A 16,656-nucleotide genomic window follows, 5' to 3' on the forward strand; every position below is an offset into this window, starting at 1 on the left:
AAACAGCTATTTTACAAGCGCCCAATTTCTAGCACTATGAATATCTACAATTAATGGTACTTGTAAGGACACTACATGTTCCATAACAGAACGTAGTAATTCTACAATCGCTTGTTCTTCTGATTGTTTTACCTCTAACACTAATTCATCATGCACTTGTAATAATAAACGTGATGCAAACTTACCCTTTTCTAACTCTTGTTCAACACGATTCATGGCAATCTTAATAATATCCGCTGCGGTCCCTTGGATAGGTGTATTCATAGCTGTTCGTTCTGCAAAGGATCGACGATTAAAGTTTTTACTATTAATGTCATCTAATTGACGAAGGCGACCAAACATTGTACGTACTTCACCAGTTTCATGTGCTTGTTGAATTACTGAATTCATATATTTTTTGATGTTAGGATACCGTTGATAATATAAATCAATATATTTTTTTGCCTCCTGTCGAGTAATGCCTAAATCTCTAGATAATCCAAAATCACTAATGCCGTAAATAATCCCAAAATTAACTGCTTTGGCATGAGATCGTTCTAAACTTGTAACATCTTCAGGTTTTTTACCTAGCACCTCTGCAGCTGTAAATCTATGAATATCAGCACCATCCTTGAAAGCCTGGATAAGTGCCTCATCTCCTGATAAATGAGCTAATATGCGTAGCTCAATTTGTGAATAGTCAGCACTAACCAATATATCATATCCCTCACCTGGCAAAAATAAAGCTCGAATTTCTTTCCCCTTTTCCGTACGAACTGGTATATTTTGTAAATTAGGTTCAGAACTACTAAGTCTACCTGTAGCCGTTACCATTTGATTAAAATGCGTATGAATGCGATGTGTGTTTTTATTAATGAGAACAGCTAGGCCTTCTAAATAGGTTGATACCAACTTAGCAACGGTGCGATAAGCTACTATCTTTTCAATAATAGGACTTTCATGTCGCAACATTTCTAATACTTCTGCATCAGTAGAGTAACCCGTCTTAGTTTTTTTTATGACTGGTAGTCCTAGTTTTTCAAACAAAATAATTCCCAATTGCTTAGGCGAATTAATGTTAAATGTTTCTCCTGCTTCTTTATATATATCATCTTTCAATACATCGAGTTCTGCAGTAAATTTAAGACGCGTTTCATCTAACGCTATAGGATCAATATATATACCATTTTTTTCCATAATAGCTAAGGTTCTAACTAAAGGCAATTCAATCGTCATATATAAATCCCACAACTTACGTGCTATCATTTCCTCTTGTGCAGTAGATACCATGGCATACAACGATGTTACCATCGATATAAATTCTTGTTCATTTCCCGATGCATGAATCATAGGGGCTTTAAAACGTTCACACAAATATAGCATTCCATAATTAGTACGTGTAGGGTCAAGTAAATACGCCATTAATGCTACATCTAGCACATGTGCTTTTCCTGTTTCATTAAACAAAGGAATCTTATCTATCATGTCAGTATCAAATATTTCTAACAACTGTTTACTTTGTATCGTAATAATGCGATTTGCTTTGTGAAGTGCCGCTACCACTTGTTGTATACCTGCACCATCATCACCATGAACAGTAATAACATCTTCTCCATTATACAAATACACAGTTACTGCTTTTTCAAAAGGTGCTATGCCATCTGTTCGTACATATATAGCAATATCTTTTTCTGTATAATATTCCGCTGTTAAGGAGGAACTTTCCAATGATTGTATAGCAGGTACTAAGGTGTTATCAAAAAATAATGAATCCTCATCACCACTTACTTCATTAGGCGCCATGACTTTTACAAGACGAGGTATTAGATTATGAAATCCCAAGCGATTAAACAATGGTGTTACTTCTGATAGATGAAAGTTAGTTGTAAAATCTTCTAATGTAACATCTAACGCCATATCTGTTTTAATAGTGGCTAGTTGCTTCGATAGAAAAGCTAATTCTTTATTATCTATTAACTTCTCCTTTAACTTTTTCCCACTAATTTCATCAATATGGTCATATACACCTTCTAATGTTTGATGCGCCGTAATTAATTTTAATGCCGTTTTTTCCCCTACCCCTGGTACACCTGGAATATTATCAGAACTATCTCCCATCAACGCCTTCATTTCTATCACTTTATCTGGTCCATATCCGTATAATGATTCCATCGTACTCATAGTGACCTCTAACATATCAGAAATCCCTTTTTTGGTGAGCATCACATCTGCATGCTCACTCACCAATTGTAGAGTATCGCGATCGCCAGTAATAATCTTAACCCCTAGATCAGGAGTAGCAAATATCTTGCTTAATGATCCAATAATATCATCGCCTTCAAAGCCTTCTTGTTCAATAACACGTATCCCCATAGCTTCTAAAACTTCTCTAATCAAAGCAAATTGAGGCCGTAAATCATCAGGTGCTTCTGGACGATTGCCTTTATAGTCAGTATATAGTTCTGTACGAAATGTTACCTTTCCCTTATCAAAAGCTACCACTATATAATCAGGATGAATCTCTTCATATAATTTAATCAACATGGTCAAAAAACCATATACTGCATTTGTTGGCACGCCTAGCGCACTCTTTAGTGGAGGCAATGCAAAAAAAGCTCGATACAACAAACTACTACCATCTATAATCATTAACTGTTTCATATAGCACCTCATTATTACATATATCATCAACTTACTAGAAAATATTTATTTACTTAGTAAACTATAGTCTATTATCGCACTTTCTTGTTTCTATTATATCATATAACCCAACTCTGAAAGTATTGCAGAATATAAAGCACTATGATATAATGCTTTAGGTATAGTATTATTAACATAAGGAGGTGACTCAATTGCCAAATATTAAATCCAGTATTAGAAGCGTAAAAACGGATGCTGAACGTCGTGCAAAAAACTCTGCTGTTAAATCCCAGATTCGTACTGCCACTCGTAAAACCGTTGAAGCTGTTCAAGCAGGCGCAGTAGAAGATGCTAAACAAGCACTAGTTCAAGCGACTAGCGTAATTGATAAAGCAGCCTCCAAGGGCATTCTTCACAAAAATACAGCAGCTCGAAAAAAATCTAAATTAGCTGCAAAAGTAAATGCTTTATAAGATACTCTATCTTTTAAGCATTAGGGCCATAACATAGAGTTCCCACTCTAATGTTGTGGCTTTTTTACAAATATTATACACATCATAGATGACACTTAATCATCTGTAGATAGGGGATATTATGTCAAAAGAAATTTCTAATTCTAATCAAGTTCAGCGGGGGTTGACCAATCGTCATATACAAATGATCGCTATTGGTGGATCTATTGGGACGGGTCTTTTTTATGGTTCTGCCACATCGATTCAAATGGCGGGCCCCGCTATTTCTCTCTCCTATGTAATCGCCAGTATTATTATCTTTTTAATTATGCGTATGCTCGGTGAAATGTGCGTAGAAGAACCTGTTTCTGGATCGTTTAGTTATTTTGCAAAAAAATACTGTGGTGAGTTTTCTGGCTTCATGGCCGGTTGGAATTATTATATATTATACTTATTATGTGCCATGTCAGAATTAACTGCTGTTGGCATTTATATTAACTATTGGCTTCCTGACATGCCCCAATGGTTATCTGCTTTTATTTGCCTAGCCGTTATCACTACAGCTAATTTAATTAATGTTCGCATGTATGGCGAGATGGAATCAGCCATGTCAGTTATTAAAATTAGTGCTATTATCGCCATGATTATATTGGGCATATACCTACTCTTCTCCAATGGTACTCCTTGCCCACAAAATCTCAGCAACTTATGGGCCCATGGTGGTTTCTTACCTAATGGATGGCACGGCCTACTAACCTCATTAGTTATTGTAGTATTCTCATTTGGTGGTATAGAATTAATCGGTATGACGGCTGCTGAAGTGCAACGTCCTGAAAAAGTACTGCCTCGTGCAATCAATGAAGTTATTGTTCGTATTCTACTATTTTATGTAGGCACTATGCTTGTATTAACCGCCCTCTTTCCTTGGAATCAAATTGGTTTAGATGGTAGTCCATTTGTTACTATTTTCCGTGATATAGGCATTACATCTGCCTCCCATATCTTCAATTTTGTAATTTTAGTAGCCGCTATTTCTGTATACAATAGTGCCATTTATTCTAATTCTCGCATGTTATACAGTTTAGCTAAAAATGGACAAGCTCCCAAAATATTCACTAATCTATCTGTTCACGGCGTACCAATTCTTGGTATTTTCTTCTCATCCGGTATTACCTTAATTGCAGTAGCACTTAATTATATTATTCCTAAAGATGTATTTATGTATATATTGTTAGTAACCGTTGTGGCCATTATTATGACATGGTTTTCTATCATTATCACTCATTTAGGGTTTAGAAAAGCTAAAATCAAAGCTGGTCTTGTAGAGACACTAAAATTCAAATCTCTATTCTATCCTATTTCCAATTACATATGTCTCGCTTTCCTTGCCCTAATTGTAATCGAAATGTGTTTAATGGATAGCATGCGTCCTGCAGCTTATTTAATTCCTATATGGATGATACTACTATATATAGGTTTTAAATGTATGAAAGCCAAACAAAATCGTGATAAATAGGATCCAGTGATACCATAGATGATAGTATTTTCTTAATGAAAGTACTATCATCTATATAGTGACATAAGTGAATAGTAACCAATTAACTGACATATGCAAATTAATTGGTTACTATATCTGTAGTATACTAATGAAACAATATATGCCAAATATTTCCACATCTATACAACAACAATAGAGGAAAGTTGATTGCCCTATAATCAACTTTCCTCTATTTCGTATATCCTATATCTGTAATCTACTATCAGATTTATTACATGGTATATAGCTTATATGAGTGATCCCAGACTAACTACCTATGTTCTAGGATAAACAAAATTTGTTATACCCACTCTCTTAGTATATAAATATGCATACATCAAGATTTCATATATAAACTATATAAAACATAAACACCATTTCTCAATGAAGAACAATTGTATTGATTTCATATAACCAATTATACTAACAATCCATTTTTAGGATAACATACGATTCTGATTTTCTATCCGCTTCATCAAATTATTCTCTTATAAGCTCATGTAGAAAACTTTTTCCGTAAGGACTAGAACAGTTAAAATTATCTAAAATAGTTTGGCCTAAATCAGCAAAAGTTGACCTAACACCTACGTTAATCGACTTAGTAAATTGTTTAGAATATCCTAATAACGGAACTCGTTCCCTTGTATGATCTGTGCCAGTCCAAGTAGGATCATTTCCGTGATCTGCTGTAATTAACAATAAATCACTCTCATCAAGCAAAGGTAAAACCCCTCGCAATTGACAATCAAATTCTTCAATAGCTCGCTTATATCCTGTTACATTACGGCGATGACCATACAAACTATCAAACTCAACAAGATTAACCATCATTAATCCATTGGTAAATTCATGATTCAATAAATATGAAACCATTGCCATTCCATGTGCATTTGACTCTGTAGGATACGATGCACTCCATCCTACATGAGCATAAATATCACCAATCTTTCCTACCGCTATCGTTTGATAGCCTGCCCGTTGTAATAATTCTTGATTCATGGTGTGTTCCGGCATTCGGCTATAATCATGACGGTGAGAGGTTCTTTCAAAGGATCCTAAGTTACCAATAAAAGGACGAGCTATAACGCGTCCTACTGCATAAGGACCAATGCATACCTTTTCACGAACAATATGACATATGTCATATAACTCATCAAGAGGAATAATATCTTCATGGGCGGCAATTTGGAATACCGAATCTGCTGACGTATAAACGATAGGTTTTTTCGTAGCCATATGCTCTTTTCCCAATCGTTCAATGATTTCAGTACCTGATGCAACTTCATTTCCCAAATAACCAACACCAGTTTCTCTTTCAAAAGCCTCCATCAATTCACTAGGAAACCCTTTATAAAATGTAGGAAACGGTGTATCTACTGGATGTCCCATCATTTCCCAGTGGCCACTAGTTGTATCTTTACCCACACTAACTTCTTGCATTTTTCCATATATTCTTGCCATAGATTTATGGTTTGTTTTAGTCATATCCGCGATAGATTCAAGCCCTAGTGATCGCAGCATGGGGCAATAAATAGGGCCCGCAACTTCTTCGATGTGACCTAACGTATTCGCCCCATCATCACCAAATTTTTTAGCATTAGGATCATGTCCAATTCCTACACTATCCATAACTAATACAATAATCCGTTTAAACATAATAACACCTCCTACCGATAGGAATCTCTATTTGATAAACGGCATGGCTAACAATAACGCCGATAATGTTTTCGTATCTTTAATACGTTCTTTCTGAATTACTCTTAATAACTCATCTACTGTATAATATTCTAATTCCACGTATTCATCTTCATCCCAATGAACTTGACCAGAAGATAAATCTTTAGCTACATATAAATGAATTACTTCATTACAAAATCCTGCACTAGTAGCGATAGTTCCCAAAGGAATCCATGTCGATGCCCGATAACCTGTTTCTTCCTCCAACTCTCGTTTAGCACACGCCAAAGGATCTTCATCACCATCCAATTTACCGGCAGGTATTTCTAGTAATGTTTGTTGCAAAGCATATCGATATTGTTTCTCCATAACAATTTTTCCGTCATCAGTTACGGCTACCACCGCACTAGCACCTGGATGATGTACTACTTCACGCCATGCCTGTTTGCCATTTACCTCTGCCATATCATATGTTACTTTAATCAATTTTCCATCAAATTTCATATCTGATGATAATGTTCGTTCTATCATATCTCTCATACATACCATCTTTCTTTTTATATATTTATATAAGGAATAAGAAAATAGCCATAGGCATACGCCTACGGCTATTATTATTTATTTATTTCCTGTACTTCCAATACCGCCTTTACGAATGCCTTGTGCATCATCTTCATTTGTTAATAAGTATTTAGAAAAAATTCCCTGTGCTACACGTTCACCTTTATCCAGTGACACTGCTTCTGAACCTAAATTATAAAGTCCAATAAGAATATGCCCTTCATTTTCCTCATTATTATAGTAATCACTGTCAATAATACCAGTACAATTTGCCAACATCAAATGACGTTTAATAGCTATACTAGAACGTATATGAATTGCTAAATATTCATCATAATTCATAAATGCTTTTACGCCAGTAGCAACTAATCGCACTTCACCTGGTTGAATGGTAACACTTTCACCACATTCTATATCATAACCAGCACTTTCTGATGTCTTACGTTGCGGTAGATTAATATTTTTTTCTTCAAAACTAGATATAACTTCAAAGCCTCGAATATCCATACAAAACTCCTTACATACGATGAGGTCATCAGAAATATATTATTTCAAACAGTCTTTACGAGATAAATTAATACGACCTTTATCATCAATTTCAATCACTTTGACCATAATCTGATCACCTACATTAACAATGTCTTCTACTTTTTCTACTCGTTCTTTAGCTAATTTAGAAATATGAACTAATCCTTCTTTACCAGGTAAAATTTCTACAAATGCACCAAACTGCATTAAACGAGTAACAGTACCTAAATAAGTCTCGCCCACTTCAGGTTCTTTAACAATATTAGTAATAATTTCTACAGCTTTCTCTGCACCAGTAGATTCAACAGAAGCGATGGATACTAATCCATTATCATCAATATCAATTTTAGCACCTGTTTCTTCAATTATGCTCCGAATCACTTTACCACCTGTGCCAATCACATCTCTAATTTTATCAGGATCAATTTGCATGGTAATGATTCGTGGTGCCCATTGTGACATAGTATCACGAGGTTTTGAAATAGTATCAAGCATAATGTTCATAATATGCATACGGCCAATATGAGCTTGTTGTAGTGCTTCTTCTAATATTTCACGGGACAAACCAGAAATTTTAATATCCATTTGAATGGCTGTAACGCCTTTAGCAGTACCAGCTACTTTAAAATCCATATCTCCCAAAGCATCTTCCATACCTTGAATATCTGTCAATATGGTATAATGTTCACCTTGTGTCACAAGACCCATTGCAATCCCTGCTACTGGTGCTTTAATAGGTACACCTGCGTCCATTAACGATAAAGTACTACCACAAACAGATGCCATAGAGCTAGAGCCATTCGATTCTAATACTTCAGACACTAAGCGCAATGTATAAGGAAATTCTTCTTCCGATGGAATAACAGGAACTAATGCGCGTTCCGCCAAGGCACCATGTCCAATTTCACGACGTCCTGGACCGCGCGAGGAACGAGTTTCGCCTACTGAAAAGGATGGGAAATTATAATGATGAATATATCGTTTTTCTGTTTCAGCGCCAATACCATCAATTGTTTGTTTTTCAGAAAGAGGCGCCAATGTACAAACATTTAACACCTGTGTCTGTCCACGTGTAAATAGGCCTGATCCATGTGTACGTGCTAATAGACCTGTGCGGCATGAAATTGGCCGTACTTCATCTAGCTTACGCCCATCTGGACGAATTTTTTCCACCGTAATCATATGCCGTACAATTTCTTTAATTAATTTATCAAACGCCATATGCACCTGATCCATATCATCTGCATATATATCTGTGAAATGAGCTTCCACATCATTCCATACAGCCTCTTGTTGCATATCACGTTGCTGTTTATCGACACATCGAACGGCTTTATCTAAAGCTTCATAGCAATAGTCTTTAACAGCATTCACTATATCTTCTGAAATCTCTTTTGTTGGAAATACACGTTTAGGTTTGCCAACTTTAGCTATAACTTCTTCCTGGAAAGCTACAATTTTTTTAATTTCTTCATGCGCCGCCATAATAACTTCTAATAAAGTTTCTTCTGGGACTTCTTCGGCGCCACCTTCAACCATCAAAATGGCATCTTTTGTACCAGCCACTACTACATTCAAATCTGAGATTGCTAATTCTTCAACTGTTGGATTCACTACCAGCGAGCCATTAACACGCCCCATTCGTACCCCTGCAACAGGGCCTGCCCATGGAATATCAGAAATGGCCAATGCTAATGAGGCACCAATCATACCACAAATTTCTGGTGCATTATCTGGATCTGCAGACATAACTGTTGCCACTACATGAACTTCATTACGGCAACCTTTATCAAATAAAGGACGAATTGGTCGATCAATTAAGCGACTAAATAAGATAGCACTTTCTGGTGGACGTGCTTCACGTTTAATAAATCCACCTGGCAAACGACCTACGGCATACATTTTTTCTTCATAATCCACTGTTAATGGAAAGAAATCAATATCTTTCGCATCTTTAGAACCTGTTGCTGTTACTAATACCGCGGTATCACCATATCGTACCATAACAGCGCCACTTGCTTGTTTTGCCAATTCGCCAGTTTCAATAGAAAGTGTTCGACCAGCTAATTGCATTTGGAATTCTTCCATTCCAATTCCTCCTCTTAATCACTGTATATTATAATCTTTATTATTATAGCATGACCTAATCATTTATACAAAAATCTCATCAATTAATTCACAAACAACTTACATGTAAAACACTAGTCGCTACTAGTAGCAATACACGATATAAGATTAATATGATTGTTAACTATATCTTTCCCTGATAGATTAAGTTTAAAATTTTTTCTTTATTATATAAATCTTTAAAAATATAGTAGGTCATAATAAGACGTATACGTCTTATTACAACCTATGCATAAATCTATCTATGTCATTATATAATACGTACTATAAAACACCCTATATATTCCCATACACTTTCATACTAATTAAGCATTATTCCATATTTCAAGTATTCTTTTATTATCAAGTGTTAAGGCAAAGAAAATAGAGTCCTAGTATCTTACTATCATAGAAATGTAAAGTTTCTGAACTATATCTGATTATTTTTTATCGAACCAAGCTCCCACTGCTGAAAGCATGGCTTTCATTCCCGTAACTAATGTTGTTTCTAAATCAACCACCCAAAATGGTGAGTGCGGTCCTGGTAGACTGCCGATATCATCATTGGCTTCTGCTTTATTATATAATTCAGGCGCAGTACTCCCAACAAACCAATATACATACGGTATATGCCAAGCACGCCCATAACGACTAAAATCTTCACTAGCACCTAACGGACTCATTTCAAAAGCATCATCACCAAATGTCAAAGCAAACTCTTTTTCTATCTTTTCAGTAGCAACTACATCATTAACTGTAAGAGGATAATTATTAATTTCTTCAAATATTGGCATTTTAGGTGCCTTTGACGCTTGCGCTTCTGCATTGCAAATCCGTTTAATTGCCTCTAACATATGAGCTCTAACGCTTTCATCAATAGTACGAATATTCAATTTAATATAGGCTTCATCAGGAATAATATTTTCTGCTTTGCCCGCATGAAATTCACCAATAGTAAGTACTGCCTGTGTTTGTGGTGCCACTTCTCGAGCCACAATAGTTTGCAATCTAACCACTGCCGAAGCGGCCATAACGATAGGATCAATCGCATTATTTGGCATGCCCCCATGCCCTCCTGCCCCGAAGAAGGTTACTTTTAAACTATCTCCAGCTGTCAAAATTTGACCTGGTCGATAGCCAACAGTTCCCGATTTAAAAGACATTAAATGCTGTCCTAATATAACTTCAGGCTTAGGAATATGGGCCAACAAATTATCATCTATCATGGCTTGTGACCCTTCTGCCGTTTCTTCTCCTGGTTGAAAGATGGCTACAATAGTCCCAGACCAGGCATCTTTTTTCTTGGCCAATACGGTAACAGCACCCAATAGCATAGTAGCATGCATATCATGTCCACACATATGTGATACAGGCGTTTCATTTCCTTTGCGATCAATCATAGTCTTGACACTAGCATAGGATAAGCCGTTAGACTCTTTCATTGGCAAGGCATCCATATCAGCGCGAAGCATAATAGTAGGACCTTCTCCATTACGAATGATGGCTACTACACCAGTGCCTCCTATCCCTTCAGTAACATCAATGTCTAATTCTTTTAGTTGATTAGCTATATAAGAACTAGTCTCATATTCTTGCATAGATAGCTCAGGATTTTGATGGATATGTATATATACCTCTTTTAAGACAGGCAATTCACCTATAATAATAGATTCTACCTTCTCTATTAATCGCATAAAAGCACCTACTTTCTTAATGTATACTCCAAATATATTAACAGTTACAGTATACTCTTTCCTCATAGTAACTACAATATAATGCCTGTAATAACTTAACTAATCATATCCATACGCTAAGGTCAATGCATACCTATCATTTATAAAAATTCCATTGTCTGCCCCTTTAAAATCTATACAACTGATATACAAAAAAGGCATCAGTGCCATGCACTGATGCCTTTACTTTTGGCGGAGAGCCAGGGATTTGAACCCTGGGTACGGAGTTCACCGCACACATGATTTCCAATCATGCTCCTTAAGCCACTCGGACAGCTCTCCATAAGGTACTTTATGAGTATACCTTGTAATCAAATAGATGTCAACCAAATTTTTATAAATCTGCAAATTTATAAATTTACATACAATAAACGGTCCATCTTTACATATAATGTGAGTAGTAATACAACAGACATCGAATTACCATCACTTCATCTTATAAAACAAAGTGAACTTATACTACTAATTAGATTGTCATAGCTTCACTCATCATAGCAATACCATCAACACCCCATGTTAATACATCTTGATAGGTATGACTTGTAACTCCACCTAATGCATATATTCTAAAAGGTAATGTCTTGTCATTTTTAGTTTTATAAACTATATCCATATCTCTAGTATCATAGTTCCTATCTAAATTTATATCACCACAATTAGTATGTATTTCATTAATAATCGATACTACTCCAGATTTACCCAACGCTATAGCATTAGGTTTACATGATGTAGGTAATACAGGACTGATGAGGATATAGTCCCAACCTGTAATAGAGTACTGTTTTACATAGGCAAGCCAACTTTCCCATTGCCCGACGGAATGAATCGACGTACCTTTAATATGTTTCAATAAAAATCGACCAATCATAGGACTTGTATCTATAGACTTACCAAATTTTCTTATCATATCTTGCAATGAATACAATGGCATATGAACATACAAGTCTCGAGTAACAATTCTATCTATATCTTCTAATCCTTGCACCATCATTCCATGAATAAGCATCCGACACTGATTCATTGTGGGGAGTAACTCATCAATTAATTGCCAATACGTATCATGATCCATATCAGGTTCTCTAATAATAATTTGACAATCCCCATAATTTGTAATCCAATGTGAATCTTCATAGAAATGTAGATGTTCTTTATGATGAATTGCATCTTTATGACACTCTATTATATACGTAATTTGATCTTTCAAGGGTCTCTTGGCTAATCTTCGATTACTAATAATAGTAATAGGATACATCTTAATTCACCCGTCTTTTATCCTACATAAATATAATCGCTCATCACTGGTTGCATGTTTTTATCTTTAATGGCCTTCATCACTTCTTCTACGCTGCGACTATCAGAAATTTCAAATTGTGCATCGCCTTCAGCTTCTTCTTGATTAATGCCCCCATGACTACCAATGCCTGTGCTAACACCAGCTGATATTTTAGTTGCTCCCAAGGTGATAACATGATCTCTAAAAGTAGGTTTTTCTCGCGTAGAAATCGTAATGCTAGCAAATGGTAAGAACAACCGATAGGCTAATATAACTTGCAATAATTGTGTTTCATGAACATCTTTAGGATTAATAGTAGCATCATTAACGATAGGACATAATCGAGGGCAAGAAATAGAAATTTCTGCATGTGGATATTTTCGTTGTAATAACCATGCATGATATCCTGTAGCAAACGCATCTTTTCTAAAATCATCAAGGCCTAATAGAGCCGCAAAGCCAACTCCACGCATGCCACCCATAAGTGCTCGCTCTTGTGCTTCTAAGCGATATGGGAAAATACGTTTATTGCCTCCCAAATGCAAAGTTTCATATTTTTTATCATTATATGTTTCTTGAAATACAGTAACATAGTCGCAACCACATTCATGTAAATAACGATAATTTTCTATATTAGTCGGATAGATTTCAATGCCCACCACCGAAAAATATTGTTTAGCTAATTCACAAGCACGTCCAATATACTTTATATCGCTCCAATATTCACTTTCACCAGTTAGAATCAAAATTTCTTGCAATCCAGTTTTCGCAATGGACTCTAATTCAATAATAATTTCAGCTTCATTCAATTTAGCTCGGTGAATATTATTATGGCAATTAAATCCACAATATACACAATAATTTTCACAATAATTGGAAATGTATAAAGGTGTAAATAATTGTACATTATTACCAAAATAACGATGACGAACAGAGGCCGCTTTTGCCGCTATTTCTTCTAGAAATGGTTCTGCTGCAGGTGATAATAAGGCTTGAAAATCTTGCACTGATAAGATATCTTTCTGTAAGACTCTCTTTACATCTTTTTCTGTATAATTACAATAATCATAAGCATTCATAGCTGTGATTACAGATTCACGTACAGTACTATCAATTTGATCCATATATGGCATATATTTCATATGATCTGTTTTATTATTCGGAATAGCAACTCCATTCATATAAAAACTCCTATTCTAATTAGCAATATGTTTACTTTACTATCACCTATTCATGTATAAATGGTCGACCAAGCTAAACATACGACTAATATACATCACAAAATTCTAACTATTTAAATTATCACGCAAGCAGATTAAGAAAACCACTTAATCTATCAAAAATCCTGTTAATGGAGATGATGCTTCAGCCCCCGAATCTAATATGCGTCCTAATTTTGCTAAATATCCTAAACGGCCTGCTTCAACGGCTTGTCCAAAAGCTCGTGCCATCATAGGAATATCGCCAGCTGTAGCAATGGCCGTGTTCACCATAACTGCAGTAGCTCCCATTTCCATAACCATCGCTGCTTGTGATGGTGTACCTATGCCTGCATCTACAATAATAGGCACATCCACTTCATTAATTAGTAATTGAATAAATGCTTTTGTTTCTAAGCCACGATTGGAACCAATAGGTGCTGCTAAAGGCATAACTGCCGCTGCTCCAGCATTTACTAAATCTCTTGCCACATATAAATCTGGATACATATAAGGTAGAACCGTAAAGCCCTCATTAGCTAATATTTCTGTAGCCTTTATGGTTTCATAATTATTAGGTAGCAAATATTTAGAATCACCAATAACTTCTACTTTTACTAATTCACCACAACCACATTCTCTTGATAATTTAGCAATGCGAACTGCTTCTTCTGCTGTTCTAGCACCACTCGTATTAGGTAACAAACTAACCGTATTAGGAATATAATCCAATATATTTTCTATCTTTCCACCTACGGCACGTCGCAATGCCAATGTAACAATTTCTGCATGAGCTTCATTGATTGCTGCCTGAATTAAAGGTAAAGAAAACTTACCTGATCCTAAAATAAACCGCGATGTAAATGTATGATTTCCTAATGTCCATGTATCCATTATTATGTCTCCTTATTATATATCACTAACTATTACTCAAACACTGTATCATTTTATTCGCCATATGCCCGGCACATACCATAACACGAGCTGCGGTAATTTTTCCCAATTCATCAATATCACTTTGAAAGTCTCCGCACACATACCAATTATGACGGAACTGTCTACACAGGATATCATTACTATCACCCCAGCCGGCCATGCCAGAACATCCAATCAAACAAATAAGGTTAGGTAACTGCAAAATCTCCTCTGTAAGCCACGCTTTCGTAGTCGCCTTATCAACTGCCTCTATAATAAATTGTTCTTTCTCTAAAATATCTCCTATCGTATCTTGACTTACCCATCGTGATTCAACCTCAATGTGTACATTAGGATTAACCTGTTCTAAATACGCTTTTAAAGCTATTACTTTATCAATCCCAACGTCTGCATGCGTATAACATTGTCTTCCCAAATTACTCACATCTACCGCATCTCGGTCAATTAACCGTAAGGTTCCCACTCCAGCACGACACAAAGCTACCGCTACATGAGATCCAATTCCACCAACGCCTATGATTGTCACCCGCTTATGACTTAATGTATTTTCCATATATACCCTCTCTAAAACGACAATACTACTCTCTACTGTGCATTAGCCGCCACCAACAAACGATACAATTTCTATAATGGCTCCAGCTACGACTAATGTATGATTCCATACATCGCGCTTAACAATATTTCCATTATATTCAACCGCTACTCGTTCTAAACGATATCCTAGTCCTATAATTAGCTGTTCTAATGTTATTGATTTTTCTTGTTCATATCCAAGTTGCTCCAATAATATAGAGTACGAATACATCTGTCCATTAATCCTAAGTGTACACTCATCTTTCATACATATCACCTCTGTCCTATATATTATTATATATGTCTATATAGTATGTACCAATACAAATCAGTTACTAAAAAAAGACACCAAGAAATCATACCCGTGGTGGTATGCCCCTTCGTGCCTTAGCAGTCTAATCATATCTATTTAATTAATTAGTAATAAACTATACTATACTATTCACTATAATTAAAATACAGGAACACCAATGTAGTATCCCTGTTCTCTATTATGCATCCCTACGTTGGCATTATCCAAATCAGGTTCTAGGTCAAAACATTCGTTTACTCTCAGCCAACCAGTGTTAGCTCCCTTTTCATATATAATTATATTTTCATTATACTAAAATTTTCAAATTTATCAATAGGAATTTACTATTTTATAACGATCAATTCTATAGTAGTCAAACATTGGCGATATAAATCTATAAGAACCCTATATAAGAACTAATTATTATAGAAAATTATTTCTCATATTTCATAACATCTATCAAACTGTTTAAAAACTGACATCTACTAACATACTATCCTATTGATATGAATAGCCTACGGTGCATCAATTTTTTACCTATCCTCATAGCCTTTTACTATTACTAGGAAATTATTATACCATTACAGAGCTTCTTCTATATCTAATAAAACAGGCTTAGAAACTTTTAAACTTTTTTGTATATCAATAATTCGTTGATTTGATGATCCTCTAAATGGCAACGATGGATCTTTTAATGCATCTACAAATAATCCGTCAACTAATACATCGCACAATACTAATAATCTATATTTATGAGGGCACGCCATAATTTCTTCAAATGTATAACCAGAATACGCCCAAATGTCTTTATCCGGTATTGCCGCCCGTACATTAGTTACCAATTCTACTAATCCATCAACATTTTGAAAAGGTTCTCCCCCAAGTAATGTAAGTCCGCGAATATTTTCATCCTTTATATACTCAATAACTTGCTGTGTTTCTGTATCCGTCCATTCTGCACCTGCAGTAAAATCTTGATATGACTCATTAAAACAATTATAACATTTATGAGTACAACCAGTTACAAATACAGACGTACGAATCCCTATTCCATTAGCTATATCATACTTTCGTATTTGTCCATATCTCATAATAAATCCCTACCATCATCATAGCTATACAAACAATACTTATCATGAGAATTGCTTGTATAGCTATTTTTAATTTTAC

At 35.4% G+C, this 16,656-nt stretch carries 14 protein-coding genes, 1 tRNA gene and 1 riboswitch; of the genes, 2 read left to right on the forward strand and 13 right to left on the reverse strand.

Annotated elements, in window-relative coordinates; translation table 11 throughout:
- Positions 1-6: 6 nt before the first annotated feature.
- Entirely contained in the window at positions 7-2,640 is a 2,634-nt protein-coding gene (polA, locus tag K357_RS0100505; protein ID WP_028256954.1) for a DNA polymerase I, read from the reverse strand.
- Positions 2,641-2,831: 191 nt separating this feature from the next.
- Between polA and rpsT the strand changes: the two genes are divergently transcribed.
- Positions 2,832-3,092 (forward strand): 30S ribosomal protein S20, encoded by a 261-nt coding sequence (gene rpsT / locus K357_RS0100510; RefSeq protein ID WP_028256955.1) that lies wholly within the window; start codon positions 2,832-2,834, stop codon positions 3,090-3,092.
- A 121-nt stretch (positions 3,093-3,213) separates the two neighbouring features.
- Positions 3,214-4,587, forward strand: a complete 1,374-nt coding sequence (locus K357_RS0100515) for an amino acid permease (RefSeq protein WP_028256956.1) — start codon at positions 3,214-3,216, stop codon at positions 4,585-4,587.
- Between the two features lie 501 nt (positions 4,588-5,088).
- On the opposite strand, the gene K357_RS0100520 is transcribed toward K357_RS0100515, so the two are convergent.
- The 12 genes from K357_RS0100520 to nrdG form a co-directional block, all read right to left on the reverse strand.
- Complete coding sequence (locus tag K357_RS0100520) at positions 5,089-6,264, reverse strand: phosphopentomutase (protein WP_028256957.1); 1,176 nt, start codon at positions 6,262-6,264, stop codon at positions 5,089-5,091.
- 27 nt (positions 6,265-6,291) lie between these two features.
- Positions 6,292-6,816: an NUDIX domain-containing protein gene (locus K357_RS0100525; RefSeq protein ID WP_156004849.1), complete on the reverse strand. Its 525-nt coding sequence runs from the start codon at positions 6,814-6,816 to the stop codon at positions 6,292-6,294.
- A gap of 87 nt (positions 6,817-6,903) precedes the next feature.
- Entirely contained in the window at positions 6,904-7,353 is a 450-nt protein-coding gene (locus tag K357_RS0100530; protein WP_028256959.1) for a dCTP deaminase/dUTPase family protein, read from the reverse strand.
- Between the two features lie 39 nt (positions 7,354-7,392).
- Positions 7,393-9,462 carry a polyribonucleotide nucleotidyltransferase gene (locus tag K357_RS0100535; protein WP_028256960.1) on the reverse strand — a complete coding sequence of 690 codons (2,070 nt, stop codon included), beginning with the start codon at positions 9,460-9,462 and terminating at the stop codon, positions 7,393-7,395.
- Positions 9,463-9,920: 458 nt separating this feature from the next.
- Positions 9,921-11,174 carry an amidohydrolase gene (locus K357_RS0100540; protein ID WP_028256961.1) on the reverse strand — a complete coding sequence of 418 codons (1,254 nt, stop codon included), beginning with the start codon at positions 11,172-11,174 and terminating at the stop codon, positions 9,921-9,923.
- 229 nt (positions 11,175-11,403) lie between these two features.
- Positions 11,404-11,495, reverse strand: a tRNA-Ser gene (locus K357_RS0100545).
- A 184-nt stretch (positions 11,496-11,679) separates the two neighbouring features.
- Positions 11,680-12,465: a thiamine phosphate synthase gene (locus K357_RS0100550; protein ID WP_028256962.1), complete on the reverse strand. Its 786-nt coding sequence runs from the start codon at positions 12,463-12,465 to the stop codon at positions 11,680-11,682.
- 17 nt (positions 12,466-12,482) lie between these two features.
- Positions 12,483-13,667 carry a 2-iminoacetate synthase ThiH gene (gene thiH / locus K357_RS0100555; protein WP_028256963.1) on the reverse strand — a complete coding sequence of 395 codons (1,185 nt, stop codon included), beginning with the start codon at positions 13,665-13,667 and terminating at the stop codon, positions 12,483-12,485.
- Positions 13,668-13,814: 147 nt separating this feature from the next.
- Complete coding sequence (locus K357_RS0100560; protein WP_028256964.1) at positions 13,815-14,579, reverse strand: thiazole synthase; 765 nt, start codon at positions 14,577-14,579, stop codon at positions 13,815-13,817.
- Between the two features lie 25 nt (positions 14,580-14,604).
- Positions 14,605-15,174: a sulfur carrier protein ThiS adenylyltransferase ThiF gene (thiF, locus tag K357_RS08455; RefSeq protein WP_051211924.1), complete on the reverse strand. Its 570-nt coding sequence runs from the start codon at positions 15,172-15,174 to the stop codon at positions 14,605-14,607.
- Between the two features lie 42 nt (positions 15,175-15,216).
- Positions 15,217-15,462 (reverse strand): sulfur carrier protein ThiS, encoded by a 246-nt coding sequence (gene thiS, locus K357_RS0100570; RefSeq protein ID WP_051211926.1) that lies wholly within the window; start codon positions 15,460-15,462, stop codon positions 15,217-15,219.
- Positions 15,463-15,675: 213 nt separating this feature from the next.
- Positions 15,676-15,781: riboswitch (TPP riboswitch) on the reverse strand.
- Positions 15,782-16,067: 286 nt separating this feature from the next.
- Positions 16,068-16,577, reverse strand: a complete 510-nt coding sequence (gene nrdG, locus K357_RS0100575; RefSeq protein ID WP_028256966.1) for an anaerobic ribonucleoside-triphosphate reductase activating protein — start codon at positions 16,575-16,577, stop codon at positions 16,068-16,070.
- Between the last annotated feature and the right edge of the window lie 79 nt (positions 16,578-16,656).

Origin of the sequence: Veillonella montpellierensis DSM 17217 (assembly GCF_000426745.1) — a bacterium.
GTDB classification, from domain to species: domain Bacteria; phylum Bacillota; class Negativicutes; order Veillonellales; family Veillonellaceae; genus Veillonella; species Veillonella montpellierensis.